Origin of the sequence: Streptomyces sp. NBC_00335, assembly GCF_036127095.1 — a bacterium.
Lineage (GTDB): Bacteria > Actinomycetota > Actinomycetes > Streptomycetales > Streptomycetaceae > Streptomyces.
Window position 1 is genome coordinate 7,714,622 of the sequence record NZ_CP108006.1, and the last position, 25,927, is coordinate 7,740,548.

12 protein-coding genes and 1 pseudogene are annotated in these 25,927 nt (G+C 71.4%); 9 read left to right on the forward strand and 4 right to left on the reverse strand.

Annotation, left to right across the window (positions count from 1 at the left end):
- Window positions 1-10 precede the first annotated feature (10 nt).
- Both OHA37_RS34980 and OHA37_RS34985 read right to left on the reverse strand, forming a co-directional pair.
- Window positions 11-454 (reverse strand): nitroreductase family deazaflavin-dependent oxidoreductase, encoded by a 444-nt coding sequence (locus tag OHA37_RS34980; RefSeq protein WP_266911418.1) that lies wholly within the window; start codon window positions 452-454, stop codon window positions 11-13.
- Window positions 455-512: 58 nt separating this feature from the next.
- A complete protein-coding gene (locus OHA37_RS34985; RefSeq protein ID WP_266911420.1) occupies window positions 513-1,703 on the reverse strand; it encodes an FAD-dependent monooxygenase in 1,191 nt (396 codons plus the stop codon).
- A gap of 83 nt (window positions 1,704-1,786) precedes the next feature.
- Between OHA37_RS34985 and OHA37_RS34990 the strand changes: the two genes are divergently transcribed.
- Window positions 1,787-2,431: a TetR/AcrR family transcriptional regulator gene (locus tag OHA37_RS34990; protein WP_266911422.1), complete on the forward strand. Its 645-nt coding sequence runs from the start codon at window positions 1,787-1,789 to the stop codon at window positions 2,429-2,431.
- A gap of 33 nt (window positions 2,432-2,464) precedes the next feature.
- Here the strand turns inward: OHA37_RS34990 and OHA37_RS34995 are convergent, their stop codons facing one another.
- The gene (locus OHA37_RS34995) at window positions 2,465-4,450 is read right to left on the reverse strand and encodes a serine hydrolase (protein WP_266911424.1); all 1,986 of its coding nucleotides are present in this window, start codon (window positions 4,448-4,450) and stop codon (window positions 2,465-2,467) included.
- Between the two features lie 145 nt (window positions 4,451-4,595).
- Between OHA37_RS34995 and OHA37_RS35000 the strand changes: the two genes are divergently transcribed.
- The 3 genes from OHA37_RS35000 to OHA37_RS35010 all read left to right on the forward strand — a co-directional run bounded on the left by OHA37_RS35000 (window position 4,596) and on the right by OHA37_RS35010 (window position 8,553).
- On the forward strand, window positions 4,596-5,702 hold the full coding sequence (locus OHA37_RS35000) for a nitronate monooxygenase (RefSeq protein ID WP_266911426.1): 1,107 nt from the start codon (window positions 4,596-4,598) through the stop codon (window positions 5,700-5,702).
- Window positions 5,703-5,722: 20 nt separating this feature from the next.
- Entirely contained in the window at window positions 5,723-7,276 is a 1,554-nt protein-coding gene (locus OHA37_RS35005) for an acyl-CoA synthetase (RefSeq protein ID WP_266911428.1), read from the forward strand.
- Window positions 7,277-7,413: 137 nt separating this feature from the next.
- Window positions 7,414-8,553, forward strand: coding sequence for a calcium:proton antiporter (locus tag OHA37_RS35010; protein ID WP_266911430.1), 1,140 nt, complete (start codon window positions 7,414-7,416; stop codon window positions 8,551-8,553).
- A 48-nt stretch (window positions 8,554-8,601) separates the two neighbouring features.
- On the opposite strand, the pseudogene OHA37_RS35015 reads toward OHA37_RS35010, so the two are convergent.
- Window positions 8,602-8,856: pseudogene (locus OHA37_RS35015) on the reverse strand (penicillin acylase family protein); the annotation flags it as partial.
- Between the two features lie 119 nt (window positions 8,857-8,975).
- Between OHA37_RS35015 and OHA37_RS35020 the strand changes: the two are divergent.
- The 5 genes from OHA37_RS35020 to OHA37_RS35040 all read left to right on the forward strand — a co-directional run bounded on the left by OHA37_RS35020 (window position 8,976) and on the right by OHA37_RS35040 (window position 25,906).
- Window positions 8,976-9,488, forward strand: coding sequence for a hypothetical protein (locus tag OHA37_RS35020; RefSeq protein ID WP_266911432.1), 513 nt, complete (start codon window positions 8,976-8,978; stop codon window positions 9,486-9,488).
- Window positions 9,485-14,695 (forward strand): tetratricopeptide repeat protein, encoded by a 5,211-nt coding sequence (locus OHA37_RS35025; protein WP_266911434.1) that lies wholly within the window; start codon window positions 9,485-9,487, stop codon window positions 14,693-14,695. Before OHA37_RS35020 ends, OHA37_RS35025 begins: the two co-directional genes overlap by 4 nt.
- Before the next feature lie 287 nt (window positions 14,696-14,982).
- Window positions 14,983-23,811 carry a SpvB/TcaC N-terminal domain-containing protein gene (locus tag OHA37_RS35030; protein WP_266911436.1) on the forward strand — a complete coding sequence of 2,943 codons (8,829 nt, stop codon included), beginning with the start codon at window positions 14,983-14,985 and terminating at the stop codon, window positions 23,809-23,811.
- Window positions 23,808-24,215 (forward strand): hypothetical protein, encoded by a 408-nt coding sequence (locus OHA37_RS35035; protein ID WP_266911438.1) that lies wholly within the window; start codon window positions 23,808-23,810, stop codon window positions 24,213-24,215. The genes OHA37_RS35030 and OHA37_RS35035 overlap by 4 nt, the downstream gene beginning before the upstream one ends.
- Before the next feature lie 161 nt (window positions 24,216-24,376).
- Window positions 24,377-25,906, forward strand: coding sequence for a fatty acyl-CoA synthetase (locus OHA37_RS35040; protein ID WP_266911440.1), 1,530 nt, complete (start codon window positions 24,377-24,379; stop codon window positions 25,904-25,906).
- The last annotated feature ends 21 nt before the right edge of the window (window positions 25,907-25,927 follow it).

The window sequence follows — 25,927 nt, forward strand, 5'->3', positions numbered from 1 at the left end:
CGGCCCCGCGTCAGCCAACGGGGTCGATCACGACGATCGGAATCTCCCGGCTGGTCTTGGTCTGGTACTCGTCGTACGAGGGCCAGTGCTTCACCATCAGCGGCCAGAACCCGGCGCGCTCCTCGGACGTCGCGGTCCGCGCGATGCCCTGCATCACCTTGGGGCCGACCTGCACCCGGACCTCGGGGTGCTCGGAGAGGTTCCGGTACCAGAGCGGGTCGGCGGGGTCGCCGCCCTTGGAGGCGACGATGAGGTAGCGCCCGCCGTCCTCGCCGTAGATGAGCGGGGTCCGCACCGGCTTCCCGGACTTGCGGCCGATGGTGGTGAGCAGCAGGGTCTGGGTGTTGTTCCAGTACTGCCCCTCGGTCCCGCCCGAACCGACGTACAGCTTGACGTGATCCAGGGTCCAGCCCGGCTTGGGGTCGGTGGGGTTGTCCCAGTCGATGTCGGTCATATGGACTCGCCTGCCTTCGTGTTGAACGGTCAACGAACCACAACAACGAGCGGCAGGGCTACAGGGCACGGTGCATTCCACCCTGGTTCGGAAGCGCGAATCCGTCGAAGAGGTCGTCCAGCGCCCGCCGCGCGGCCCGGGCCGGGGTGGCGCGGACGGCGAGGTCCCGGGCGGCCACCGCGAGGGGGTGCGTGAGGGCGGCGACCCGGCCCGCGCGGCGGGAGCGGATGCGCAGGGCGTCGGTGCGGGCGCAGCGGGCCGCGCTGTAGGCGGCCAGGGCGGCCGGTACGTCGGCCCCGTCCAGCAGGTGCGCGAGGACGGCGGCGTCCTCGACGGCCTGGCACCCGCCCTGGCCCAGGTTGGGGGTCATGGCGTGCGCCGCGTCACCGAGCCATGCCAATCGGCCCTGGTGGAAGCGGGGGAGCGGGGCGGCGAGGTCGTACAGGTCGTGCTGGAGCACGGCCGCCGGGTCGATCCGCTCCAGCAGGGCGGGGATCGGATCGTGCCAGGTGCCGTACCGGCGCAGGAGTTCGGCGCGGACGTCGGCGGGCCGGTGGCCCTCGGGGGCGACCGCGGTGGCGTAGAGGTACACGCGGCCGTCGGCGAGCGGGACGACTCCGAAGCGCTCCGCGCGGCCCCAGGTTTCGGCGGCGGCGCGCACGGGCGGGCCGCCGGCGGGAAGGACGGTCCGCCAGGCGGTCTCCCCGCTGTAGTGCAGGCCGGGATGGGCCGGGAAGTACTGGCGGCGGATCGGGCTGTGGATGCCGTCGGCGGCGATGACCAGGTCGGCGGTGAGGGCGCCGGACGAGGTGTGGGCGCCGGACGAGGTGTGGGCGATCGGATGGCCGTCCGCGCCCTCGACGGAGGTCACTGCCGTGCCGTACCGGAGGGTGCCTTCGGGGAGTGCGGCGGCCAGGGCGGCTGCGAGGGCCGTGCGGTGCACGGCGAGCGGGGGCCGGCCGTACCTGGCCGTCAGCGCGGCGCGGTCGGCACGGCTCAGCAGGCGGCCGTCGGCGCGGCGCAGGTCCATCGCGGCAGGGGTGGCGTCCCCCGTCGCGCGGGCGACGTCGAAGCCGATGGCGTCGAAGGCGCGCAGGGCGTTGGGGGCGAGGACGATTCCCGCGCCGACGGCGGAGGGCCCCGTCGCGCGTTCGCAGACGGTGACGTCCCAGCCGCGACGGTGCAGCGCCACCGCTGCGGCGAGTCCGCCGATCCCCGCGCCCGCCACCACCGCTTCACGTCGAGTCATGGCAGTCTCCTCCCCGTTCCCCGCATCCTCTACAGCTGTAGAGTGTGCATGTGGCCGTCACTCTACACTTGTAGAGTGACGGTATGCACACCCCCGAGCGCGGAAGAGACCGCAGAACACTGATCGCGGACAGCGCGATCGACCTCGTGGCCGCCGCCGGACTGCGGGGGCTGACCCACCGGGCGGTCGACGGCGCGGCCGGGCTTCCGGCGGGCAGCACCTCGTACTACTTCCGTACGAGGACGGCGCTGATCGGCGCCTGTTATGCGCGGCTGGCCGAGCTGGACCTCGGTGACTTCGACGGGGGCGCAACGCCGTCGTCGTCGCCTTCAGCTGCGCCTTCGCCTGCGCCTGCGCCTTCGCCTGCGCCTTCACCGATGGACCGGGACGCCGTCGCCGCGGCGCTCGCCGCGCTGCTGTACGGATGGCTGACCTCGGGGCGCTCCCGCCAGCTGGCGCGCTTCGAGCTGAGCCTGGAGGCCGCCCGGAACCCGGAGCTGGCGACGGAACTGCACCGGGCCGGCCAGGGCTCGCGGGACCGGGCCGCCGGGATCCTCGCGGCGCTCGGCGCCGCCCGGCCGGCCGAGTCCGCCGAGCTCCTGGTCGCGTGGGCCGACGGGCTCCTCTACGACCGCCTCGCGGGCGCGCTCGCCCGCTCCCGCCCGGCACCCGACCTGGCCGAACTCACCTCCGTGACCCGCAGGATGATCGACGCGGCCCTCGCCTAGGCGGCATCTGGGTCTCCGTGGCGCGGGCGGCCGTCAGTCCGCCGAGCGCGACCAGCCCGCCGCCTCGATGCGGGAGGCGTCCGCGGGGCGGTCCTCGGCGAAGAGGAGGTGGGAGGGTTCCGAGACGCGCAGGACGTCCACGTAGGCTCCGCGGCCCACGTAGCGGCCCTGGGCGGTGTGGCGGAAGCGGAGGCGGACCTCGCGGCCGGCCCAGGCGGCGAGCGGGGCTTCGAGCCGGTGCCAGATGCGGCCCGACCAGCCGGAGACGGAGCCCTGCGGCCAGTGTTCGGCGGCTCCGCCGGTGGTGCGGACGGTGGTGAAGGGGAGCGGCTCCCAGGTCTGCCCGTCGGCGGAGGCCTCCACGTGCAGGGCTCCGGCGCCGGGCACGGTGTCCCACCACACCGCGCAGCGCAGCCGGGCGGAGCCGGAGGCGGGGGTGAGGGGCGGGAGGGTCAGGGTGCCGGAGCCGCCGGTCTCCATGCCGGAGTACCAGGCCGGGCCGCCGTGCCTCGTGCGGACGGGGACGGCGCGGGCGAAGCGGTTGCCGACGGCGACGCGCGGGGCGCTGCCGGCGCGCCAGGTGCGCACGGGGTGGACGGAGTTCCCCAGGAGGATCAGGAAGGAGTCCGTGGAGGGGTCCAGGACCAGGGAGGTGCCGGTGAAACCGGTGTGGCCTGCGGAGTGGGGGGTGGCCATGGCGCCCATGTACCAGTGCTGGTAGAGCTCGAAGCCCAGGCCGTGGTCGTCGCCGGGGAACGCGGTGTTGTAGTCGGTGAAGAGGAGCTCGACGGAGGCGGGGCGCAGGATGCGCTTGCCGGCGTAGACCCCGCCGTCGAGGAGGGCGCGGGCGAGGATCGCCAGGTCCCAGGCGGTGCCGAAGACCCCGGCGTGGCCGGCGACGCCGCCCAGCGCGTGCGCGTTCTCGTCGTGCACCTCGCCCCAGACGAGCCCCCGGTCCAGGCCGGACCAGGGCGGGCGCTGCACCTCGGTGGCGGCGGTGACCCGGCGCCAGGAGAGCGGTGGGTTGAAGCGAGTGCGGTGCATCCCGAGTGGAGCGGTGATCTCGTCTTGGAGCAGGAGGTCCAGAGTGTGACCGGTGATCCGTTCCAAGAGCAGTTGGAGGGCGATGAGGTTGAGGTCGGAGTAGCGGTAGACCGTCCCCGGGGTCTCCTGGGGCCTCACCGACCACAGCAGCCTCAACTGACCCGCCCGCGTGGGCTCCTGGTAGAAGGGGGCCCAGGATCGCAGCCCCGAAGTGTGCGTGAGGAGCTGGCGTACGGTGATCGACTCCTTGCCCCCGCCGGTGAACTCGGGCAGGTACCGGTGCACCGGCGCCTCCAGTTCCAGGCGCCCGCGCTCCATCTGCTGCACGGCCAGCAGTGAGGTGAACAGCTTCGACAGGGAGGCCAGGTCGAAGACCGTGTCCTCGGCCATCGCGATCCGCTGGGCGGCCGGGAACTCCCGGACCCGGTCGGTGCGGCCGTCGTAGTCGGCGTACCGGACGGCGTCGCCCATCGCCCGGTGCAGCGCCACGGTGCGGCCCCGCCCGGCGAGGACCACGGCCCCGGCGTAGTAAGGGTGTTCGGGGGAGGGGCCGAGGAAGCGCCGCGCCTCGTCCGCCACCCCTTCGAGGTGCCTCTCCAGCAGCCCCGCCTGGCGGGCGGACCCGTACCGCAGCCGCAGTCCCTGCAGCGCGCGCCGCTCGGCGGGGCCGCCGGCGGCCCCCGCGGACCCGGGCAGTGCGGCCTGGAGCACGAGCACGCCGCCCAGCGCCAGCAGCCGCGCCCCGAGCCGCCGCCGACTGAGACCGCGCACGCGCCCGGCGGCGCCGTCCGCCCCGGGCCCGGCGCGGCCCTCTGTCTGCAGCTCGCCGCCATCCACCTCCAGCTCGCCGCCATCCACCTCCAGTTCGCAGCCGTCCGCCCCCGGCGTGCTGCCGCCGCCGTCGGGCGCCGTCGGGCCGGCCGTGCCGGAGCCCTTCGTGTCACCGTCGTTCCCGGCTGCCCCTGGTGCCTTCATGACCGGTCCTCCCGTCCGCCGCCTTGCCCTCCCGAGTATCTGCCCGCTCACGACTCGGGCTCCGCGGTGACCGGCCGGCAAAGAATCTGACGCTGCATCAGAAAACCTCTTCCCTCGACGGCCGGGCTGCGGCATCCTGCCGCCCATGGAGACGGAGCTGAGCAGGAAACTGGGAATAGAGCACGCCATCTTCGGCTTCACGCCCTTCCCGGCGGTGGCCGCTGCCATCACCCGCGCGGGCGGGTTCGGGGTGCTGGGGGCGGTCCGCTACACCGCCCCCGACGATCTGAAGCGCGACCTCGACTGGATGCAGGAGCACACCGACGGCAAGCCCTACGGGCTCGACGTGGTCATGCCCGCGAAGAAGGCCGTCGACGGCGTCAGCGAGGCCGACATCGAGGCGATGATCCCGGCCGCGCACCGCGAGTACGTCCGCGACACCCTCGCCAAACACCACGTACCCGAACTCGCCGAGGGCGAGGCCTCCGGCTGGCGCATCACCGGCTGGATGGAACAGGTCGCCCGCAACCAGCTCGACGTGGCCTTCGACTACCCCATCAAACTCCTGGCGAACGCCCTGGGTTCCCCGCCCGCCGACGTCATCGCGCGCGCCCACGAGCACGGCGTCCTCGTCGCCGCCCTCGCCGGCAGCGCCAAGCACGCCCGCCGGCACGCCGAGGCCGGCATCGACATCGTCGTCGCCCAGGGCTACGAGGCCGGCGGACACACCGGCGACATCGCCACCATGGTCCTGGTGCCCGAGGTGGTCGAGGCCGTCGCCCCGCTCCCGGTCCTCGCCGCCGGCGGCATCGGCAGCGGCGAGCAGATCGCCGCCGGACTGGCCCTCGGCGCCCAGGGCGCCTGGCTCGGTTCCCTCTGGCTGACCACCACCGAGGCGGACATGCACTCCCGCGCCCTCACCGAGAAGCTGCTCGCGGCCGGCTCCGGCGACACCGTCCGTTCCCGCGCGCTGACCGGCAAGCCCGCCCGCCAGCTGCGCACCGAGTGGACCGACGCGTGGGACGACCCGGAGGGCCCCGGCGCCCTGCCGATGCCCCTGCAGGGACTCCTCGTCGCGGAGGCCGTGTCCCGCATCCAGAAGTACGAGATCCAGCCGCTGCTCGGCACCCCCGTCGGGCAGATCGTCGGCCGGATGAACAGCGAACGCAGCGTCCAGGCCGTCTTCGACGACCTCACCAGCGGCTTCGAGCGCGCCATCGACCGCATCACCCGCATCGCCGGCCGGGCCTGAAGATCCGAGGAGTGGACAAGATGACCGACACGCCCCCCAACGGCTTCTGGGCCCAGGCCACCGCCGACCCCGAGCGCACCGTCCTGGTCACCCCCGAGGGCGAGACCTGGTCCGCCGCGCGGCTGCACGCCGACGTCAACCGCCTCGTGCACGGCCTGCGCGCCGCCGGGCTGGAGCGGGGCGACGTCTTCGCCGTGGTCCTCCCCAACAGCGTCGAGTTCCTCACCGCCTACCTGGCCGCCTCCCAGGCCGGCTTCTACCTCGTCCCGGTCAACCACCACCTCGTCGGCCCCGAGATCGCCTGGATCGTCTCCGACTCCGGAGCCAAGGTCCTGATCGCCCACGAGCGGTTCGCCGACGCGGCCACCGCCGCCGCCGACGAGGCGGGCCTGCCCGCGAGCCACCGGTACGCGGTCGGAGCGGTCTCCGGCTTCCGCTCGTACGGCGAACTGCTCGACGGGCAGCCGGACACCGCCCCCGCCGACCGCACGCTCGGCTGGGTCATGAACTACACCTCCGGCACCACCGGCCGGCCGCGCGGCATCCGCCGCCCGCTGCCCGGCAAGCTCCCGGAGGAGACGTACCTCGGCGGCTTCCTCGGCATCTTCGGCATCCGCGCCTTCGACGGCAACGTCCACCTCGTGTGCTCGCCGCTCTACCACACGGCCGTCCTGCAGTTCGCCGCAGCGGCCCTGCACATCGGGCATCCTCTGGTCCTGATGGACAAGTGGACCGCCGAGGAGATGCTGCGCCTGATCGACGAGCACGCCTGCACGCACACCCACATGGTGCCGACCCAGTTCCACCGGCTCCTCGCGCTCCCGCAGGAGACGAAGGACGCGTACGACGTCTCCTCCATGCGGCACGCCATCCACGGCGCCGCGCCCTGCCCCGACCACGTCAAGCGGGCGATGATCGACTGGTGGGGCCGGTGCGTGGAGGAGTACTACGCGGCGAGCGAGGGCGGCGGCGCCTTCGCGACGGCCGAGGACTGGCTGAAGAAGCCGGGGACCGTCGGCAAGGCCTGGCCGATCAGTGAGCTCGCCATCTTCGACGACGACGGCGAGCGGCTGCCCGCCGGCGAACTCGGCACCGTCTACATCAAGATGAACACCGGCGGCTTCAGCTACCACAAGGACGAGGGCAAGACGAAGAAGAACCGCATCGGCGACTTCTTCACCGTCGGAGACCTCGGCCTGATGGACGAGGAGGGCTACCTCTTCCTCCGCGACCGGAAGATCGACATGATCATCTCGGGCGGGGTGAACATCTACCCGGCCGAGATCGAATCGGCGCTGCTCACCCATCCGGCGGTCGCGGACGCCGCCGCCTTCGGGATCCCGCACCCCTCCTGGGGCGAGGAGGTCAAGGCGGTCATCGAACCGGCCGAGGGCTTCGCGGCGAGCGACGCGCTGGCGGCGGAGATCCTGAACCACTGCGAGCGGCAACTGGCCGGGTACAAGCGGCCCAAGACCGTCGACTTCATCGAGACGATGCCGCGCGACCCCAACGGCAAGCTGTACAAGCGCCGGCTGCGCGAGCCGTACTGGGAGGGCCACGAGCGCGCGATGTGAGGACCCGGGCCGGCCCTGCGGGGCCGGCCCGGCCCATCCGTCCGCCACGCCCGGAGTTTCGTGAGAAGTGCCACGTCAGGGGCGTGGAGGCGGCTGTTGCACCGCACAAGCGCAACAGTTCTGGCAAGTTGGCTGATATGAGTACGGCAACGCACAGATCCCCCCTGACCGACTGGACCGTCGTGGTCCCCGTGGTGGCGCTCGTCGCGCTCGTCTTCAGCTGGGGACGCGACCTGCCCACGCTCGCCGTGGCCCTGGTGGCGCTCTGCCTGGCCGGTGCGGTGCTGGCGGCCGTCCACCACGCCGAGGTCGTCGCGCACCGGGTCGGCGAACCCTTCGGCTCGCTCGTCCTCGCCGTCGCGGTCACCGTCATCGAAGTGGCCCTCATCGTCACCCTGCTGGCCGACGGCGGGGACAAGACCTCCTCCCTCGCCCGTGACACCGTCTTCGCCGCCGTCATGATCACGTGCAACGGCATCGTCGGCCTGTCCCTGCTCGTCGGGGCCCTGCGCAACCGCGTCGCCGTCTTCAACGCCGAGGGCTCGGGCGCGGCCCTGGCCACCGTCGCCACGCTCGCCGTACTCAGCCTCGTGCTCCCCACCTTCACCACCACCAAGCCGGGCCCCGAGTTCTCCACGGCCCAGCTCGCCTTCGCCGCCACCGCCTCGCTCGCCCTCTACGGCCTGTTCGTCGCCGTCCAGACGGTCCGCCACCGCGACTACTTCCTGCCCGTCGACACCAAGCGGATCCGCAAGGAGGCAGCGCAGGCGGCCGCCGCCGCGGCCGCCGGCGAAGACGACGAGCACGCCGAACCGCCCACCGCCCGAGCCGCCCTGATCAGCCTCGGGCTGCTCCTCGTCGCGCTCGTCGCCGTCGTCGGAAACGCCAAGGCGGTCTCCCCGACCATCGAACGCGGAGTCGCGGACCTCGGCCTGCCCTACGCCGTGGTCGGTGTGATCATCGCCCTGCTCGTGCTGGCGCCCGAGACCCTGGCCGCCGTCCGCGCGGCCCGCCGCGACCGGGTGCAGACCAGCCTCAACCTCGCCTACGGCTCCGCCATCGCCAGCATCGGCCTGACCATCCCGGCCATCGCCCTCGCCTCCGTCTGGCTCTCCGGACCGCTGCTGCTCGGGCTCGAACCGCTCCACATGGTGCTGCTCGCGCTGACCATCGTCGTCAGCGCCCTCACCATCGTCCCCGGCCGCGCCACCCTGCTCCAGGGCGGCGTCCACCTCGTGCTGCTGGCCGCGTACCTCTTCCTCGCCGTCAGCCCCTGAGCGCGCCGTGACCCCGTACGGCCGGCCCCAGGGGCCTGTCGTACGGGGTCACGCGCACGTCAGCGCCGCTCGCGCGGCCAGACCACCTTGAGCCGGGGCGAGGATGTCCCGCTCGCAGAACCGTGCCTTCACCCAGCGCTCCTGGGAGAAGAGCCGCGTCTGGTCGGCGGAGTGCGGGGCCTTCGGGTTCGAGGACTGGCCGTACGTCAGCAGCGTGCGCGCCACGGGACAGCGGCCGCCGTCCCAGCCGACGGCCTGGATACGGCCGGAGCCGTGCAGGACCTCCGGGTAGCCCCCACCCGCCGCTCCTTGCCCTGCGACAAGAACGGCTTGAAGTGATCCAGGCCGACAGGGTGATCCGGTGCAGACTTGCCACTGAAGATGGAGAAGTGTTTCGACTGCCTTTCGAGAGGGACAGTGTCGTGGACCCTGCTGTCGCAGCTGTCGCGGCCACCGCCGCGACCACGCTCGTCACCGCGATGACGACAGACGCGTGGGACCACACCCGGCGTGGTTTCGGCCGGCTGCTCAGGCTCGGCGGGCGGGCCGGGGAAGGTGGCGGCGCCGGGGCGGAGGCGGAGCTGGAGCACGCGCGCGAGACCGTGCTCGCCGCGTACGAGCGGGGCGACGCGGCGGCCCTGGGCGAGGCCCATGAGAACTGGGCGGCGAGGCTCGGGGCGGCGCTGGAGGCGAATGCCCACCGCTCGGCCGAGTGCGAGCGGCTGCTGCGCGAACTGATCGCCGGGCAGCCCGGCGCCGACGGCGAGATCCGCGCCCTCGGGGCGGCCCTGCGCGGGGCAGGGGCCCGCGAGGTCTACAGCCAGGTGATCCAGAGCGGCGGCGCGGGCGCCCAGGGCCCGGGGGCCAGCGTGACCGTGAACCACCACCACGGGCCCGGCGCCGCCCAGGCCGGGATTCCCCGCGGAGAGTCTTGACCGAGCCGCGCTACGAGCAGTACCTCACCCCCGGCTCGGCCGCCGCGCAGGGCCCGGGCGCAAGCGTCACCGTCAACCACTACCAAGGGCCTCCCGGGCCCGGCATCGAGGCGCTGCCCGCGCCGTCGGCCCCGGCGACCGACTGGCTGATGGCGCAACCCAGCCGGCTTCTCGACGCGCGCAGCCGTGTAGTGCCCTTCATCGGCCGGGAGGCCGAACTGGAGCGGCTGCGGCGCTGGCGTGACACCCGCAATGCCCGCCTGTCGGTACTGCTGCTCCACGCTCCCGGTGGGGAGGGCAAGACCCGCCTCGCCATGGAGTTCGCCGAGCGGTCCCGAGACCCCGGCCGACCGGCGGCGGAACGCTGGCAGGTGCTGCACGCAGTGGTCCGCGAAGGCGGCCCCGCCCGGGGCACCGGCACCCAACCGGCCGAGGACGGCGCCGGCGTGCTGCTCGTCGTGGACTACGCGGACCGCTGGGCGTACAGCCAGCTGGAGCGGCTGCTGTCCGATCCGGTCCTGCACCGGCAGCGGCCCACCCGTGTCCTCCTGATCGGCCGTACGGTCCGCTGGTTCGCGGCCCTGCGCGGTGAACTCCACGACCGGCGCGCCGAGATCGACGACATGCTGCTGCCCTCCTTGGACGCGGACCGGCTGCGCATGTTCACCGCCGCCCGCGACCGCTACGGCGCGAGCGACCTCTACGACCTGCCGAACACCTCCGCGGTCGAACCGCCCGCCCTCATGGACCGGCCCGACTTCGGACTGACGCTGACCCTGCAGATGGCGGCGCTGGTCGCCGTCGATGCCCACGCGCGCGGGCGCCGGCCGTCCCTGACCGAACCGCACGAGCTGTCGGCCTACCTTCTGGACCGTGAATACCGGGCGTGGCAAAGGCTGTTCGAGGCCGGCGGGTCCGGACTGGACTACAAGACCCGGCCCGCCGTCATGGCCAGGACGGTGTTCACCGCCGCCCTGACCGGGGCGGTCAGCCACGGCACCGGCGCCCGGGCGCTGCGCGCCCTCGACATGCCGGGCCATCCGCAGGACCTCCTCCTCGACCACCGGTTCTGCTATCCGCCCGTCGACCGCGACCTGTTCTTGGAGCCCCTGTACCCCGACCGGCTCACCGAGGACTTCCTCGGGCTGTTCACCCCGGGACACGACATCACCGCGTACGACCCGGACCCCTGGGCGGGCGATGTCCCGGCGGCCCTGATGGGCGGGGACCTGGGGCCGGCGGTGGCCCCGCGGGCCGTGACGTTCCTGGCGTCCGCGGCCGCCCGCTGGGCGCACGTCGGCCGTCGGGTGCTGTACCCGCTGCTGCGGTCCTCGCCCCACCTCGCGATCACCGCGGGCAGCCCCGCCCTGACCACGCTCGCCGCCCTCGCCGGGCTGGGCGACGCCGGCGGCGAGGGCGATGCGGGCGGCGCGGGCACCGGCGACGAAGCCGCGCTGCCACTCGACGCCGATCTGGTGGCGGTGCTGGAGGCCGTGGAAGCCGTGCTGCCCTCGGGCCGCCATGTGGAACTGGACAACGGAATCCTCGCCGTCGCCGAGGCGCTGACCGCGCATCGGCTGGCCACCACCGAGGACCCCGCCCGGCGGGCGGTGCTGTACGGGACGCTGGCGTGGCGCCGGGCCAACGCGGGCCGCCGCGAGCAGGCCGTCTTCCCCGCAGAGGAGGCCGTACGGCTGCACCGGGAGCTCGCCGCCGAGGACCCCGCGCACCTCCCCTTCCTCGCGAACTCCCTCGGTGTGCTCGGCGAGCGGCTCTCCGCCGCCGGCCGCTGGGAGGAGGCGCTGTTCACCGCCGAGGAGTCCGTCGCGATCGGCCGGCGCCTGACCGCCGTTGACCCCGCCGCCCACCAGGACCGACTGGCGGGCGCGCTGACCGGCCTCGGCAGCAGTCTGTCGCGGCACGGCAGGCGGGCGGAGGCCCTGGCCGTCACCGAGGAGGCCGCCGAGCTGTATCGGCGGCTGTCCGAGAGCGACCCCGTGTACCGTCCCGACCGGGCCGCGCTCCTCACCCACCTGGGCCTGCGGCTCCTCGACGCCGGTCGCACCGAGGAGGGCCTGGCCGCCAGTGAAGAGGCTGCCGGGCTGTACCGGAGGCTGTCCGCCGCCGACCCCGGCAGCGAGCGGCACCACTTCGCGCGCTCCCTCATCAACCTGGGGGCCGCGCTGCGCGCCGTCGGCAGGCTGGAGGAGGGCCTGGAGGTCACGGAGGTGGCCGGCGATCTGTACCGTCGGCTCGCGGAGGCCAATCCCGCCGCCCACCAGCCCGATCTGACGGCGGCGCTGGTCAGCCTCGGGGCGTTCCTCGCGGAGATGGGCCGGGGCGCGGAGGGCCTGGCCCCGGTCGAGGAGGCCGTGGAGATCCAGCGCCGGCTCGCCGAGTCCGACCCCGCCGCCCACAGCCTCGATCTGGCCCGGGTGTTGAACGACCTCGGGACCCGGCTGCTCGCCCTGGGGCACGAGGAGCGGGCCCTGGCGGTGACGAGGGAGGCCGACGACCTGTACCGGCGGCTGGCTCGCGCGCATCCCACCGTCGACCTTCCCGAACACGCCGCCGTACAGGACCGGTTGGCCCGGGAGCCGGATCGGGTCCGGGAGGAGGCGCTGGCGGTCACGCGCGAGGCGACCGAGTTGTACCGGCTGCTGGCCAACCCGCCGACCGGCGCCGACCTCACTGACCTCAGCACGCTGGCGGGCGCGTTGGGCAGGGTCGGTGAGACGCTGATCGGGCTCGGGCGTTTCGAGGAGGCCCTCACGGCCGTGGAGCGGGCAGCGGCCGTCCACCTCGACATCGGCGACCGGCGCCGAGCGGCCGAGCTGCTCCTCCAGTCGGGCAGCGCCCTGGCAGGCATACGGCGGCAGAAGGAGGCGATCGGCCTGTTCGAACAGGCCGTTCAGCACTTCGACCGGCTGGGTGAACGGGCTCTGCTGGGGGCCACGCTCACCAACCTCGGCACCTCCCTGGCAGCCGACGGCCGCACCGACGAAGCCGTCACCGCCTGCGAACGGGCGGCGGCCATCTTCCGGAGCGGCGGTCCGGGCGGCGGTAGCGCCGGAGGTGACGCGGCCAGTGACCCGGGCCCTTTGGAGATCGCCGCGCTCACCAACCTGAGCAATGCCCTGACAGCCGCCAAACGGTACGCCGAAGCCGCCGAAGTCAGCCGGCGGGCCGCAGCCCTGAGCGCCGGCGGCGGCCGTGACCGCTTCGGCAGCGCGCCGCTCCACAACCTGGGCAACGCCCTGATCAACGACGGCCGGTTCGAGGAAGCCATCGCGCCCGTCCGGCAGGCCGCCGCCCTCTACCGCCAGGACGGCGATCGAGGCCGTGAGGCCGATTCCCTCGCCAACCTCGCCGTCGCCCTGCACCGTACGGGTCGACTCGACGAGGCGATCACCACCTACCAGCGCTCGGCCGCGCTCTTCGAAGAAACCGGCGAACGCGGCAAGGAGTGCTGGGTGCTCGGCGGTCTCATCCCGGCCCTGATCGAAGCGCAACGCTACGAAGCGGCCGTCGACGCCGCGCAGCGGTCCGCCACCCTCTACCGTGACCTGGGCGACCGTACGGGTGAGGCGTCCGCACTCATCAACCTCGGCAACGCCGCCGGTCAGGGGGGCCGTTACGCGGAGGCGGCCACCGCCTGCGGGAAGGCGGCCGCCCTGCTGCGGGAGACCGGCGACCACGAGCGCGAGGGCAATGCGCTGTCCAACCGCAGCGAGGCACTGGCCCGGGCGGAACGCCACGACGAGGCTGCCACCGCCTGCGAAGAGGCCGTGGCCGCGTACCGCCGGTCCGGCAATCGGGCGCGGGAGGCCGTGATGCTGCACAACCTCGCCATCCGCCTCTTCCAGGCCCACCGCTCCGACGAAGCCCTCGACGCCTACCGGCAGGAGCTCGCGGTCCACCGGGAGACCGGCGACCCCCGGGGCGAGCTGACCACCCTGCGCAGCCTCTCCCTCGTCCTGGTCTACGAGGAACGGTACGAGGAGGCGGTGCCCGCCTGTGAGCAGGCACTCGTCTGCTGCCGCGCGGCCGGCGACCGCGAGCACGAGGGGGAACTCCTGGACCGGCTCGGCGAAGCACTGGGAGCGCTGGGCCGCGTGGAGGAGTCGGCCGCCGCCCGGGAAGGGGCCGTCGCCGCGCACCGGGCCGTCGGTGACAGGGCGGGCGAGGCCGCGGCCTCCGCCGAACTCGGGTACGCCCTCGACCGATTGGGAAGGTTCGAGCAGGCCGCCGACGCGGGCCGGCACGCCGCCGAGCTGCACCGGCGGGCCGGCGACCGCGCCCGCGAGGCCCATGCCCTCATCGTCGTCGGCAATGGCCTGGAGCATCAGGGGAAACCGAAGAAGGCCATCCCTGCCTACACCCGGGCGGCGGACCTGTCCCGCGAGATCGGCGACGCCCCCGCCGAGGCCACGGCTCTGCGCCGGCTCGGCGGCGCCCTCGATGCGGCGGGCCGGCACGCGCAGGCCATGACCGTCCTGCAACAGGCCGCGACGGTCTCCCGGGGCGCCGGCGACCAGGAGGGCGAGGCCATGGCCCTTTACCACATGGGTGAGAAACTCACCAACGCCGGCCGGCTCGAAGAGGCCGTCGTCGTCCATCGGCGCGTCGCCACCGTGTTCCGTGAACTGGACCGCCCGGACACCGAAGGGTCCGCACTCCTCAACCTGGCCCGCGACCTGCGGGAGTTGGGCCGAGACGAGGAGGCCGTCGCCGTCTACCGGCGGGCCGTGGTCGTCTACCCCCGGACCGAGGACCGGGCGCGGGAGAACCAGCTCCACCTCCACCTCGGCATGACGCTGGAGAAGCTGGGCCGGCGCGCCGACGCGCTCCTCTCGTACGGACGTGCCGCGGACCTGTTCCGTGCCGCACAGGACCGCACCAACGAGAGCCGGACCCTGTACCGCTACAGCGTCCTGGCCGTGGAGCTCAGGCAGTACGGGGACGCCATCCCCGCCCTCGAGCGGTACCTGGCGCTCTGCCGGGCCACCGCCGACGGGCAGGGCGAGGGCACCGCCCTGCTCATCCTCGGCGGCCTCCTCGTGGACGTGGGACGGTACGAGCAAGCCGTGACCGTCAACGACCAGGCAGCCAGTCACTTCCGTGCCGAGGGCAGGACCCGGGCGATGGACCTGGCCCTGACCCACCGCAGCAAGGCCCTCCACGCACTGGGCCGCCGCGACGCCTGACCCGGGGCCGCGACCGACCGACACGGTGGGCCCGGGGTCAAGTCCGGGGTGACGGCGAAGTGCAAGGCTGACGCACCCACCACGGCTCAAGGGGCGAGAACGGCCTGGACGAGTGCCTCTCACACCGGCGGGAAACCCCGTTGCCGGATCGTTACCACGCGGGCGGACCTTGGCCGGAAAACCTATCCGAACGCCCCGGCTCGCGAACTACCGTCCGGTAGCACAGGGGGTGGAGGTCGTCGGATGACCCGTGCTCCGGGGACGTCCGGCGGCATGGGGGCTCTTTGATGACTGTCCAGCGCGTGGTCCGCGGCCGGACGGGCGTGACCGTCATCCTGGCCATGGTGCTCACCATGTCGGGGCTGACCTCGACCCAGCTGCTCAGCAGCGCTGCCTCGACGGGGCCGGACGCCGGGTCGGCGGTCACCGGGCCGGAGGGGCCGGAGGGCACGTCGTTCAACCCGAACCAGATCAAGGACATCAAGGCGGCCGACCCCGGCTCCGGGGTGAACCTAGTCGGGGCGCCCTCGGCGAACAACATCGGTGACGCGCGGTTGTCGTACCCCCTGGAGGTGCCGAAGGGCCGCGCGGGCCTGGAGCCGAGTCTGGCCGTCGCCTACAACTCGTCGGGGACGAACGGGTGGCTCGGCGTCGGGTGGGACCTCGCCACCCCGATGGTCACGGTCGACACGCGGTGGGGTGTGCCGCGCTACGACGCCGGGCTGGAGACCGAGACCTACCTGCTCGACGGTGAGCAGCTGACCCCGGTGGCGCACCGGAGCGAGTTGCAGGCGCGCTCTGCGGAGAAGGTGTTCCACTCCCGGGTGGAGGGCCGGTTCGACCGGATCGTGCGCCACGGCGACGGTCCCACGAACTACTGGTGGGAGGTCACCGACAAGCAGGGCGTCCGCACGCTCTTCGGCGGCACGGCCGACAGCACGCTGGCCGACGGCAAGGGGCGCGTCGCCACCTGGGCGGCGCGGGAGATCCGCGACGGCAACGACAACGTCATGCGCTACCGGTACGCCAAGGTGGCCGACGGCGGCACGGCGGGCTCCACGGTGCCGGGCAGCGACCTGTACCCGCAGAAGATCACCTACACCGGCCGCGGTGACACCGACGGCAGGTACTCGGTGACGTTCATCCGGGACCGTGAGCGCGGCGAGCCCCGCCGGGCGGACGTACGGGTCGACGCCAAGTACGGGTTCAAGAAGGTCACCGCCGACCTGCTACGGCGCGTCGAGGTCAAGCTGGACGGCCAGCTGATCCGCGCCTACGAGCTGAACTACCGGACCGGCGCGTTCGCCAAGACGCTGCTCACCTCGGTGTCGCAGTTCAGCGAGACCAATCAGCTGTTCAACACCCACACGTTCGACTACTTCGACGACGTGCGCGACCAGTCGGGGAACTACAACGCCTTCGCCGAGAAGGCGCGTTGGTCGGTGCCGGATGACGACCTCGGGGTGAACATCCGCGAAGGCGAGGCCAGCGCGATCTCGGCGAACACGTCGGCCGGCTTCGGCGCGCACCTGTTCGCGGGCTACAACGTGCAGGGGCTGCCGGCCAAGGAGGGTTCCGTCGGGTTGAAGGTCGGATTCAGCGCGGGCCAGTCCGACGGCCTGTCGACGCTGACCGATGTGAACGGCGACAACCTGCCGGACAAGGTGTTCCGCAAGAACAACGACGTGTTCTACCGGCCCAATCTGGCCACACCAGGTGGTGAGCCGAAGTTCGGCGACACACCGATCAAGCTCACCAACCTTCCGGGAATCTCGACCGAACGCACGCTGTCCGGCACCATCGGCGTCGAGTCCTACGTCCTCACCACCTCGGCCCAGCTGGACTTCGTGGGCACCACGACCACCTCGGACCGGTTCTTCAGCGACGTCAACGGCGACGGCATCACCGACCTGGTGAACAACGGCGGCGTACTGTTCGGCTACCTGGACGCCCAAGGGCAGCCCGCCTACAGCGCGGACTCCACCCGCACCCCGGTGCCGATCGGGGGCGGCGCGGTGACCGGCGAGATCGTCGGCGATCAGACCGCGCAGTTCAACCAGCAGGTGGACAACTCGCCGCTGCTGGACTCGGTACGCCGCTGGGTCGCGCCGTTCGACGGCAATGTCCGCGTGGACGGCCGCGTGCAGCTGACCCAGGATCCCTCCCCGACGCGGGCGGCTTACACCAAGGCCGACGGAGTGCGGGTCACCATCCAGCACAAGGACACCGAACTCTGGGCGCAGCGGATCGGCCCCGATGACCACACCGAGTTCGCCCCGGGCAACGTGGCGTCGATTCCGGTGAAGAAGGGTGACGCGCTCTACTTCCGCACACAGTCCGTGCTGGACGGCAAGTACGACACCGTGGCCTGGGATCCGGCCATCACCTACACCAACCTGCCGGCCGGCACGGACGCCAACGGCTTGGCGAACACCGTGTTCCGCGCGTCGGCCGACTTCACCTTCGGCGGCAGGCCGTCCCTGGTGACCGTACCGGTGAACGGCACGCTGCGGCTGACCGGTGACGTGGTCAAGAACAAGGCGACCTCGGACGACGTGACCGTAGTGATCGAGAAGGGCAACGGCGTCCACGCCGCCACGGAGGTGTTCCGCAAGGTCCTGCCCGCCGCGTCGACCGGCACCTCCGCGATCGACATCAGCATTCCGGTCAGCACGTTCGAGAAGATGTCGTGGAAGCTGAAGAGTGATTCCCCGATCGACGCCTCGGCGGTGAGCTGGGCACCGAAGGCGCACTACACGGCCGCGCAGGGGGTCGAGTCGGTCGTCGACGCCGCGGGCAACCCCACGCTGGTGATCACCCCGCCGTACGACATGACCATGTACCCGGCGGACACCCTCACCGCGCCGCAGCAGTCCTACAAGGCGACCAAGACCGGCCAGTTGAAGGTGCGGCCGAAGCTGTCCTTCAACTTCAACCTCCTCGGTGAGGCCAAGATCGCGTTCACGGTGAAGAAGCGCGGCGGGCAGCTGGTCGGCAAGCGGGTCTTCCAGGCCAAGGACACCTCTCCCTTCGGTGGCCCGAACCTGGACCTGACCGTGCCGGTCACCGCCGGCGACGAGCTCTACGTCGACTACTCCACGACGGAGACCGGGCTGCTCGGCCTGCTCGTCGAGCAGTCCGCGTCGGTCACCTACGACGTGACGTCCAGCTGGCCCACCTTCACCCCGGCGCCCAGCGCCCTGCACAGTTCCGTCGGGCAGGGCGCCTTCGCCCAGCCCTACCGCGGCTGGGGAGTGATCGGCTACCAGGGCAACCGCGACCGCGCCACCCAGCCGCTCAAGCAGGCCGAACTCACGCTGGACCAGAGCTTCAAGGACGCACTTCCCAAGGAGCCCAAGGAAGCGGACGTCCCGGGGTTCACCGCGAATCCGCGGCTCACCATGCCGCGGCTGGCGGTCTTCGCCCCCGTTCCCGCCAAGGGCGGCTGGGCGGCCCAGGACGAGTCCTCGTGGATCACCTCCGCGATGGCGACCAGTTCCCGTCTCGGCGCGGACACCATCGACATCGTCACCGACGCCGACGTGGCGGGCGACCGGGCAGTGATGCGCCGCGGTGTCACCGGCCAGGTGTCGGCCACCCTCGCGGCGGGCCCGTTCGGCGGCACCGTGGTCGGCGGGATCACTGCGGGCTCCGTCGACTACCTCGACCTCAACGGCGACGGCTACCCCGACGTCGTGGGCGCCAAGGAGATCCAGTTCTCCGACATGACCGGCGCGCTCGGCACCACACGCGGCACCCTCGGCGGCAACGTCCGCGAGGCGGACAACGTCTCCGGCAACGTGTCGCTCTCCGCCGGCAGCGAGACCGCCACCATCGCCAGCGCCCTGGGCATGGCCGCGCCCGACGCGGGCACCAGCGCCAACACCGCCACCACCGGCGCGGTACAGCCGTCGCTCGGCATCGGCGGAAGCCTCGGCGGCGGCGAGTCCGACGTCCGCGTCGACCTGATCGACATCAACGGGGACGGGTTGCCGGACAAGGTGTTCGGCAATGGTGACGCCCAGTTGAACCTCGGCTACTCCTTCGCCGCCCGCGAACCGTGGTCGGCCGGACCGATCAACGACGCGTCCACCCGCAACGTCGGCGTCAACCTCGGGTTCAACGTCGACCGCTACGGCTTCGCGGGCGGGGTCTCCGCCGAGCTGGGAACCTCGTTCACCAACGCGAGCATGATGGACGTCAACGGCGACGGTCTCACCGACCGGGTGTTCACCGACGGGGCCAACCCGATCAAGGTCGCGGTCAACACCGGCACCGGCTTCACCGCGCCCGCCCCCTTCCGCGGCAGCTTCCCCGACATCGCCGTCGACAAGAACGCCAGTCTCGGCGGGGGCGTCTACTTCACCGTCGGCCTGCCCACTCCCGTCGGCGTCTTCGTCTTCAACCCCGGCGCCAACGCGTCCACCGGCATCAGCCGGGCCGAAACCAGCCTGCGGGACGTCAACGGCGACGGCCTGGCCGACCACGTCAAGTCCACCCGGGACGACGAACTCCTTGTCGCGGTCAACAAGACCGGTCGCACCAACCTGCTGCGCTCCGTCAGCCGGCCGATGGGCGCCCGTATCGACCTGGACTACACCCGTTCGGGCAACACCGCCGCCATGCAGGAGAGCCGCTGGGTGCTGTCCCGCACCTCGGTGTTCGACGGGCTCACGGGTGATGGTGCCGACACGCATCTGACCACCTTCCGCTACGAGCAGGGCCGCCACGACCGGCTGGAGCGCGAGTTCCTCGGCTTCGGCCGCGTGGTGACCGAGAACCGCGACACCGGTGCGGACGACGCCGTCCGCCGCACGGTGACCGACGAGTACCGCACCGATGGATACGTGAGCCGCGGCCTGCTCACCCGCACGCTGACCGAGGACGGCGCCGGCCACCCGTACCGCGAGACACTCAACACCTACCGGTTGCTCGACACCTCCACGGACCAGGAAGCCGACCCGAAGAGCCGGACCGCCACCGTCTTCCCGCAGCTCACCCGCGTCGAGGAAAAGCACTACGAAGGCGCGGCCGCCGCAGGGACGTCCACCGTCACCGACCTCGCCTACGACCAGTACGGCAACGTCACCCGCACCTTCGCCACCGGTGACGAGGGCACCGCGGACGACCTGGAGACCGTCTACGCGTACAGCGGCTCCGACACGCAGTGCCGCGACCGGAACCTCGTCGGCACCGCCCATGAGATACGGCAGAAGGCCGCGGCCACCGGCACGCTCCTGCGACACCGCGAATCCACCGTCGACTGCGCGACCGGCGCCGTGCGCCAGATACGCGAGTACCTCGACGACGACACCGCGGCCGTCTCCGACCTGACGTACCACCCGGACGGGAACCTGAAATCGGTGACCGGTCCAGCCAACGCGAAGGGGCAGCGCTACAAGCTGGAGTACGGCTACGACACCACCGTCGGCGTACACGTGGAGTCCGTCGAGGACAGCTTCGGCTACCGCTCGTCCACGGTGTACAACCTCAAATACGGCCAGCCCGAGCGGAACACGGACCACAACGGCCAGCCGCTCCGGATGTCCTACGACAGTGTCGGCCGGCTCGACAAGGTGACCGGGCCCTACGAGAAGGACGGCGACCAGGCCACGATCACCTTCGGCTACCACCCCGAGGCGACCGTCCCGTACGCCACGACCAAGCACCTCGACCGTGCCGCCTCGGCCGTGCGCGACGACACCATCGACACCGTCACCTTCAGCGACGGCCTGGGGCGCGTCCTGCAGACCAAGAAGGACGCTTCGGTGTCCGCCTCGCCCGGGGCCGCGTCCACCCAGGTGATGACGGTATCCGGCCGGCTGAAGTTCGACTACCTGGGCCGCGCCGTGGAGAAGTACTACCCGGTGACCGAAGACAAGGGAGCAGCGAACACCGCGTTCAACGCCTCCTTCGACTCCGTGGCACCCACGAAGGACACCTTCGACGTCCTGGACCGCTCGGTCAGGACCGTGCAACCGGACGGCGTCACCACCAGCACCGGATACGGCTTCGGCGAGGATCGGGCGGGCACGACCCGCTTCGAGCGGACGGCGACAGACGGCAACGGCAAGGAGCGCCGCACCTACACCGACGTCCGGGGTGCCACCACCTCGGTGAAGGAGTTCAACGGTTCCTCGGAGATCTGGACCAGCTACGCGTACGACCCCACAGGCCAGGTCACGACGATCACCGACGACAAGAACAACGTCACGCGCGCCGGCTACGACGCACTGGGACGCCGCATTTCGTTCGACAGCCCGGACGCCGGGCGCTCCGAGACCCGCTACGACCTCGCCGGGAACGTCACGTCGAAGATCACCGCGAACCTGCGGGCGGTGGACAAGGCCGTCGAGTACGACTACGAGTACTCGCGGCTGAAGGCCATCCGCTACCCGACGTTCCCGCAGAACAACGTCTCCTACGAGTACGGAGCCCCCGGCGCGCCGGACAACGCGGCCTCGCGCGTCACCGAGGTCCACGACGCGGCGGGAACGGTGAAGCGCGCCTACGGGGCGCTGGGCGAGGTGATCGAGGAGACCCGCACGATCACCGCGGTCCGCGACGCCCCGCGCACCTACACCACCGCCTGGCGCTACGACGCCTTCAACCGTGTGCTGCAGATGACCTATCCCGACGGCGAGGTCCTGACCTACGACTACGACTCGGGCGGCCAGGTCGGCCGGGCCACCGGATCCAAGAACGGCACCGGCTACACGTACCTGGACCGGGTCGACTACGACAAATTCGGGCAGAAGATCCTCCAGCAGACCGGCAACGGGGTCCGCACCACCTACACCTACGACGCCGAAGACCGCAGACTCGGAGCACTGAAGTCCGTGGCGCCGGGCGGAACGGCGTTCCAGAACCTGGGCTACACGTACGACAAGATCGGCAACATCACCTCGCTGGCGAACAACGCGCCGCAGGGCGGGGACATCGGCGGTCCGAGCAGCCAGACCTACGGATACGACGACCAGTACCGGCTCACGTCCGCGTCGGGCCGGTACACGGACAAGAACAACGCGGTCAACACGTACACGCTGAGCCTGGGTTACGACTCGATCCACAACACCACGAGCAAGTCGCAGACCCACGAGGTCACCGGCGGCACCCCGGCCTTCCCAGTCGGAGGCGGCGGAGCCGGGCCGATCGAACCGGTCGAGGACCCGTCCAACCCGACCCACGTCCAGGACCGGACGACCTACGCCTACACGTACGCCTACGGCGGCGCCACACCGCATGCCCCGACGAAGGTCGGTCCGATCAGCCATGCCTACGACGCCAACGGCAATCTGACGAGCACGGTCAACACAGCTGCCGCGGACAAGCGCCGTCAGTACGTGTGGGACGAGGAGAACCGCCTCGTCTGCAACCAGGACACAGCGACCGGCACCCTCACACAGGACCCGAGCGGCTGCGCCGGCGCCACCGTCTCCTACGTCTACGACGACAAGGGCGACCGCCTCGTCAAGCGGAGCGAGGACGGGCTCTCGCTGTACCCGAACCGGTACTACAGCGAACGCGACACCACCGGCTACAAGCACGTCTTCGTCGGCGACAGCCGCGTGACGACCAAGGCCGTCGAGACCACCGGTGCCGAGGACGCCCAGCAGTTCTTCCACGCCGACCACATCGGCTCCTCCGGCTACGTCACCGACAAGCTGGGCAAGGTCACCGAGCACCTGGAGTACTTCCCGTACGGGGAAACCTGGGTGGAGGAACGGACCGGACAGGCGGACACGCCCTACCAGTTCACCGGCAAGGAACTCGACGTGGAGACCGGGCTCTACTACTACGGAGCCCGCTACTACAACCCTCGGACCCAGCTCTGGGCGAGCACCGACCCGGCGCTGCCCGACTACCTCGACGGGGGCATGGCGGGCGGCATCGCCGAGCCGCGCAACCTCGCCGCCTACACCTACACCCACAACAACCCGGTCAAGCTCACCGACCCGACCGGCAAGTGGCCGAAGATGCCGTCGTGGAAGACGATCGGCCACACCACCCTCGACGTCGTCGGCATGGTCCCGGTCGTCGGCGAGGTCGCCGACCTGGGCAATGCGGGCTGGTACGCCGCGGAAGGCGACTACGTCAACGCCGGCCTCTCCGCCGCCTCGGCCATCCCGGGCGCGGGCTACGCGGCGAACGCCGCCAAGTACGGCAACAAGGCACTCGACGCCGCACAGGCCGCCAAGACCGCCAACAACGCCGGCGATGCGGCAGCGACGGCGAAAGCGGCCGACACCGCACCCGTACCGAAGGCGGCAGACAGCCCTCCCGCACCAAAACCGGCCGACAGCGGATCCGCCCCCAAGGCCGCCGAGAACGGGGCAGGGAGCTGCAGCACCGGCAACAGCTTCACCCCGGACACCATGGTCGTGATGGCCGACGGCAACGACAAGGCCATAGGCCAGGTGCGCGTCGGCGACAAGGTCACCGCCACCGACCCGGTGACCGGCGAAGCCGGCCCGCGCACGGTCACCGCGCTCATCACCGGTGAGGGCGACAAGAACCTGGTCGAGATCACCGTCACCGAACCCGGCGGACATCCGGGCAAGGTCGTGGCGACGGACAATCACCCGTTCTGGGCGCCCGAACCGGGCAAGTGGGTCTACGCCAAGGAAATCGTCCCCGGAATGCTGCTGCAGACCGGCAACGGCTCCTACACCCAGGTGAGCGCCGTGCGCGCGTGGATCCAGCACAAGCGGGTCCACAACCTCACGGTCGATGACCTGCACACGTACTATGTGCTCGCGGGAACCACGCCGGTCCTGGTACACAATTGCGACTTCATTGTGGGCTCGAATGGAACCGTCGTACCTACCAGCGCATCGAGATTGGAATCCGGTTTGCAGTCCGCCGTAAATTCCGGAGAGCCTGGATTCAGCACGTTCCCGACTCGTTCGGCAGGTGTCGGGTATGAACTGCCGGATGGTAGCAAGGTGCGAATTATGCAGCCCTCCGCCAATGGAAATGCAGGATCTCGCGCGTCATTCACGAACAGTGCGGATGCGCCTGTGAGTCCATTCACTGGGAAGCCTGTCCAGCCGCCCCGCGGCGCCAATTCAAAGCAGTACGTCCGCGAGCGTACGCACGTCGAATTGGGGCCGTGATGGAGGCAGTATTGGAAGAGATCAGACGGTTTCTTCCGTTCAGTGTCACCGCAGTTGAAGCGGATGCCGACGGCATTTGCCTTCAAGGGGATCGTTGGCGACTGCGCATCAATTCCAGCTGGCGTGTATCCGAAGGCGGTCAGATCACTATTTCACCCAGTCTGACGAGAGAGGGCTCGCAGTCCTACGGCCTGGAAGATCTTGTGGGCGATGAAGTGGTCGACGTCGGTATCCAAGGCGTTCAATTCAGGCAGGACTTGTACGTGGTAACCCGCGAAGGGCGAATCCTGGAAATCTTCAGTGATTTTCCTTATGGTGAATGGCTGTTGTCGATTTCAGATGTGGGCGATGAGCGGAGAATCCCGATCTTCGATCTCGAAGGCCCGGCCTCCGACGTAACCTAACGGCGGCTCGAGTGCCGATCCCGGATCGGGGGAGGCGGTCTCTGCGCAACGTGGATGCCGGCGCGGCAATGCCGCAGGCGTATCCCCGGATGTTCCGGCCGGGTATCCGCGTACGGCCCGGGTCATTGACCCCGGCCTGACGCGCAGACGAGGATCCCGGCATGACCCCGGTGCGGAAGAACACGGTCGACGGACTGCTCCACGACAGCGCGCGACGCGTCCCGGACCGGGTCGCGGTCCGCTACCGCGCGCGGACCTGGACCTACGCGGAACTCGACGCGGCCGTCTCCACGGGCGCGGCCGTGCTGCGCGGGAGCTACGGGCTGGCCGAGGGGGACCGGGTCGCGACCTTCGGGCACAACTCCGACGCCTACCTCCTCGCCTTCCTCGCCTGCGCCCGCGCCGGGCTCACGCACGTGCCGGTCAACCAGAACCTGACCGGGGAGGACCTCTCGTACATCCTGGAGAACTCCGGGAGCTCCCTCGTCCTCGCGGACCCGGAACTGGCCGGGCGGGTCCCCGAGGGGTTCGCCGTACGCCCGCTGCGCGACGCGCGCGGCTCCTTCCTGTCCGACCTGGCCGAACCGGCCGGGCCCGCCGGGCCCGAGGCCTTCGCCCGCTCCGGGGACCCGTCCCGGCTGGCGCAGCTGCTGTACACCTCCGGGACCACCGCCCTGCCGAAGGGGGCGATGATGACGCACGAGGCGCTCTGCCACGAGTACGAGAGCGCGATCGCGGCCCTGGACCTGGCGGAGGGCGATCTGCCGGTGCACTCCCTGCCGCTGTACCACTCGGCGCAGATGCACGTGTTCCTGCTGCCGTACCTGGCGGTGGGCGCGCGGAACACGATCGTGGACGCGCCGGTCGCGGAGGAGATCTTCGACCTGGTAGAGACGGGGGAGGCGGACAGCCTGTTCGCACCGCCGACGGTGTGGATCGGGCTGGCCAACCACCCCGATTTCGCGGACTTCGCCGTCCGCGACCTGTCCGCCCTGCGCAAGGCGTACTACGGGGCCTCGATCATGCCGGTGCCGGTCCTGGAACGGCTGCGCGCACGGCTTCCCGGCCTCGGCTTCTACAACTGCTTTGGGCAGAGCGAGATCGGCCCGCTGGCCACGGTGCTGCGGCCGGAGGAGCACGAGGGGCGGATGGACTCGTGCGGGCGGCCGGTCCACCACGTTCAGGCGCGGGTGGTCGACGAGGACGGGGCCGAGGTCCCCGACGGCACGGCAGGCGAGGTGGTCTACCGCTCCCCGCAGCTCTGCCTGGGCTACTGGAACGACGCCGAGGCGACGAAGAAGGCCTTCCGGGACGGCTGGTTCCGCTCCGGCGACCTGGCGGTCCGGGACCCGGAGGGGTACTTCACGGTCGTGGACCGGGTAAAGGACGTCATCAACTCGGGCGGGGTACTGGTCGCCTCACGGCAGGTCGAGGACGTGCTGTACACCCACCCGGGCGTGGCCGAGGCGGCGGTGATCGGCCTGCCGGACGAACGGTGGATCGAGGCCGTCACGGCGGTGGTGGTCCCGCGCGACGGGGTGACGGAGGCGGAACTCCTGGACTACGCCCGCGAGAAGCTGGCCCACTTCAAGGCCCCGAAGCGGATCCTCTTCGTGGACGCCCTGCCCCGCAACGCGAGCGGCAAGATCCTCAAGCGCACCCTGCGCGACCGCTTCTCGACCCCGTCCTGACCCTCCGGCTCCGACTCGCCC

Excerpts from the sequence above, each read along its gene's own strand:
- OHA37_RS34980 (WP_266911418.1), bottom strand. The coding sequence starts at position 454 with ATGACCGACATCGACTGGGACAACCCCACCGACCCCAAGCCGGGCTGG.
- OHA37_RS34985 (WP_266911420.1), bottom strand. The coding sequence starts at position 1,703 with ATGACTCGACGTGAAGCGGTGGTGGCGGGCGCGGGGATCGGCGGACTC.
- OHA37_RS34990 (WP_266911422.1), top strand. The coding sequence starts at position 1,787 with ATGCACACCCCCGAGCGCGGAAGAGACCGCAGAACACTGATCGCGGAC.
- OHA37_RS34995 (WP_266911424.1), bottom strand. The coding sequence starts at position 4,450 with ATGAAGGCACCAGGGGCAGCCGGGAACGACGGTGACACGAAGGGCTCC.
- OHA37_RS35000 (WP_266911426.1), top strand. The coding sequence starts at position 4,596 with ATGGAGACGGAGCTGAGCAGGAAACTGGGAATAGAGCACGCCATCTTC.
- OHA37_RS35005 (WP_266911428.1), top strand. The coding sequence starts at position 5,723 with ATGACCGACACGCCCCCCAACGGCTTCTGGGCCCAGGCCACCGCCGAC.
- OHA37_RS35010 (WP_266911430.1), top strand. The coding sequence starts at position 7,414 with ATGAGTACGGCAACGCACAGATCCCCCCTGACCGACTGGACCGTCGTG.
- OHA37_RS35030 (WP_266911436.1), top strand. The coding sequence starts at position 14,983 with ATGACTGTCCAGCGCGTGGTCCGCGGCCGGACGGGCGTGACCGTCATC.
- OHA37_RS35040 (WP_266911440.1), top strand. The coding sequence starts at position 24,377 with ATGACCCCGGTGCGGAAGAACACGGTCGACGGACTGCTCCACGACAGC.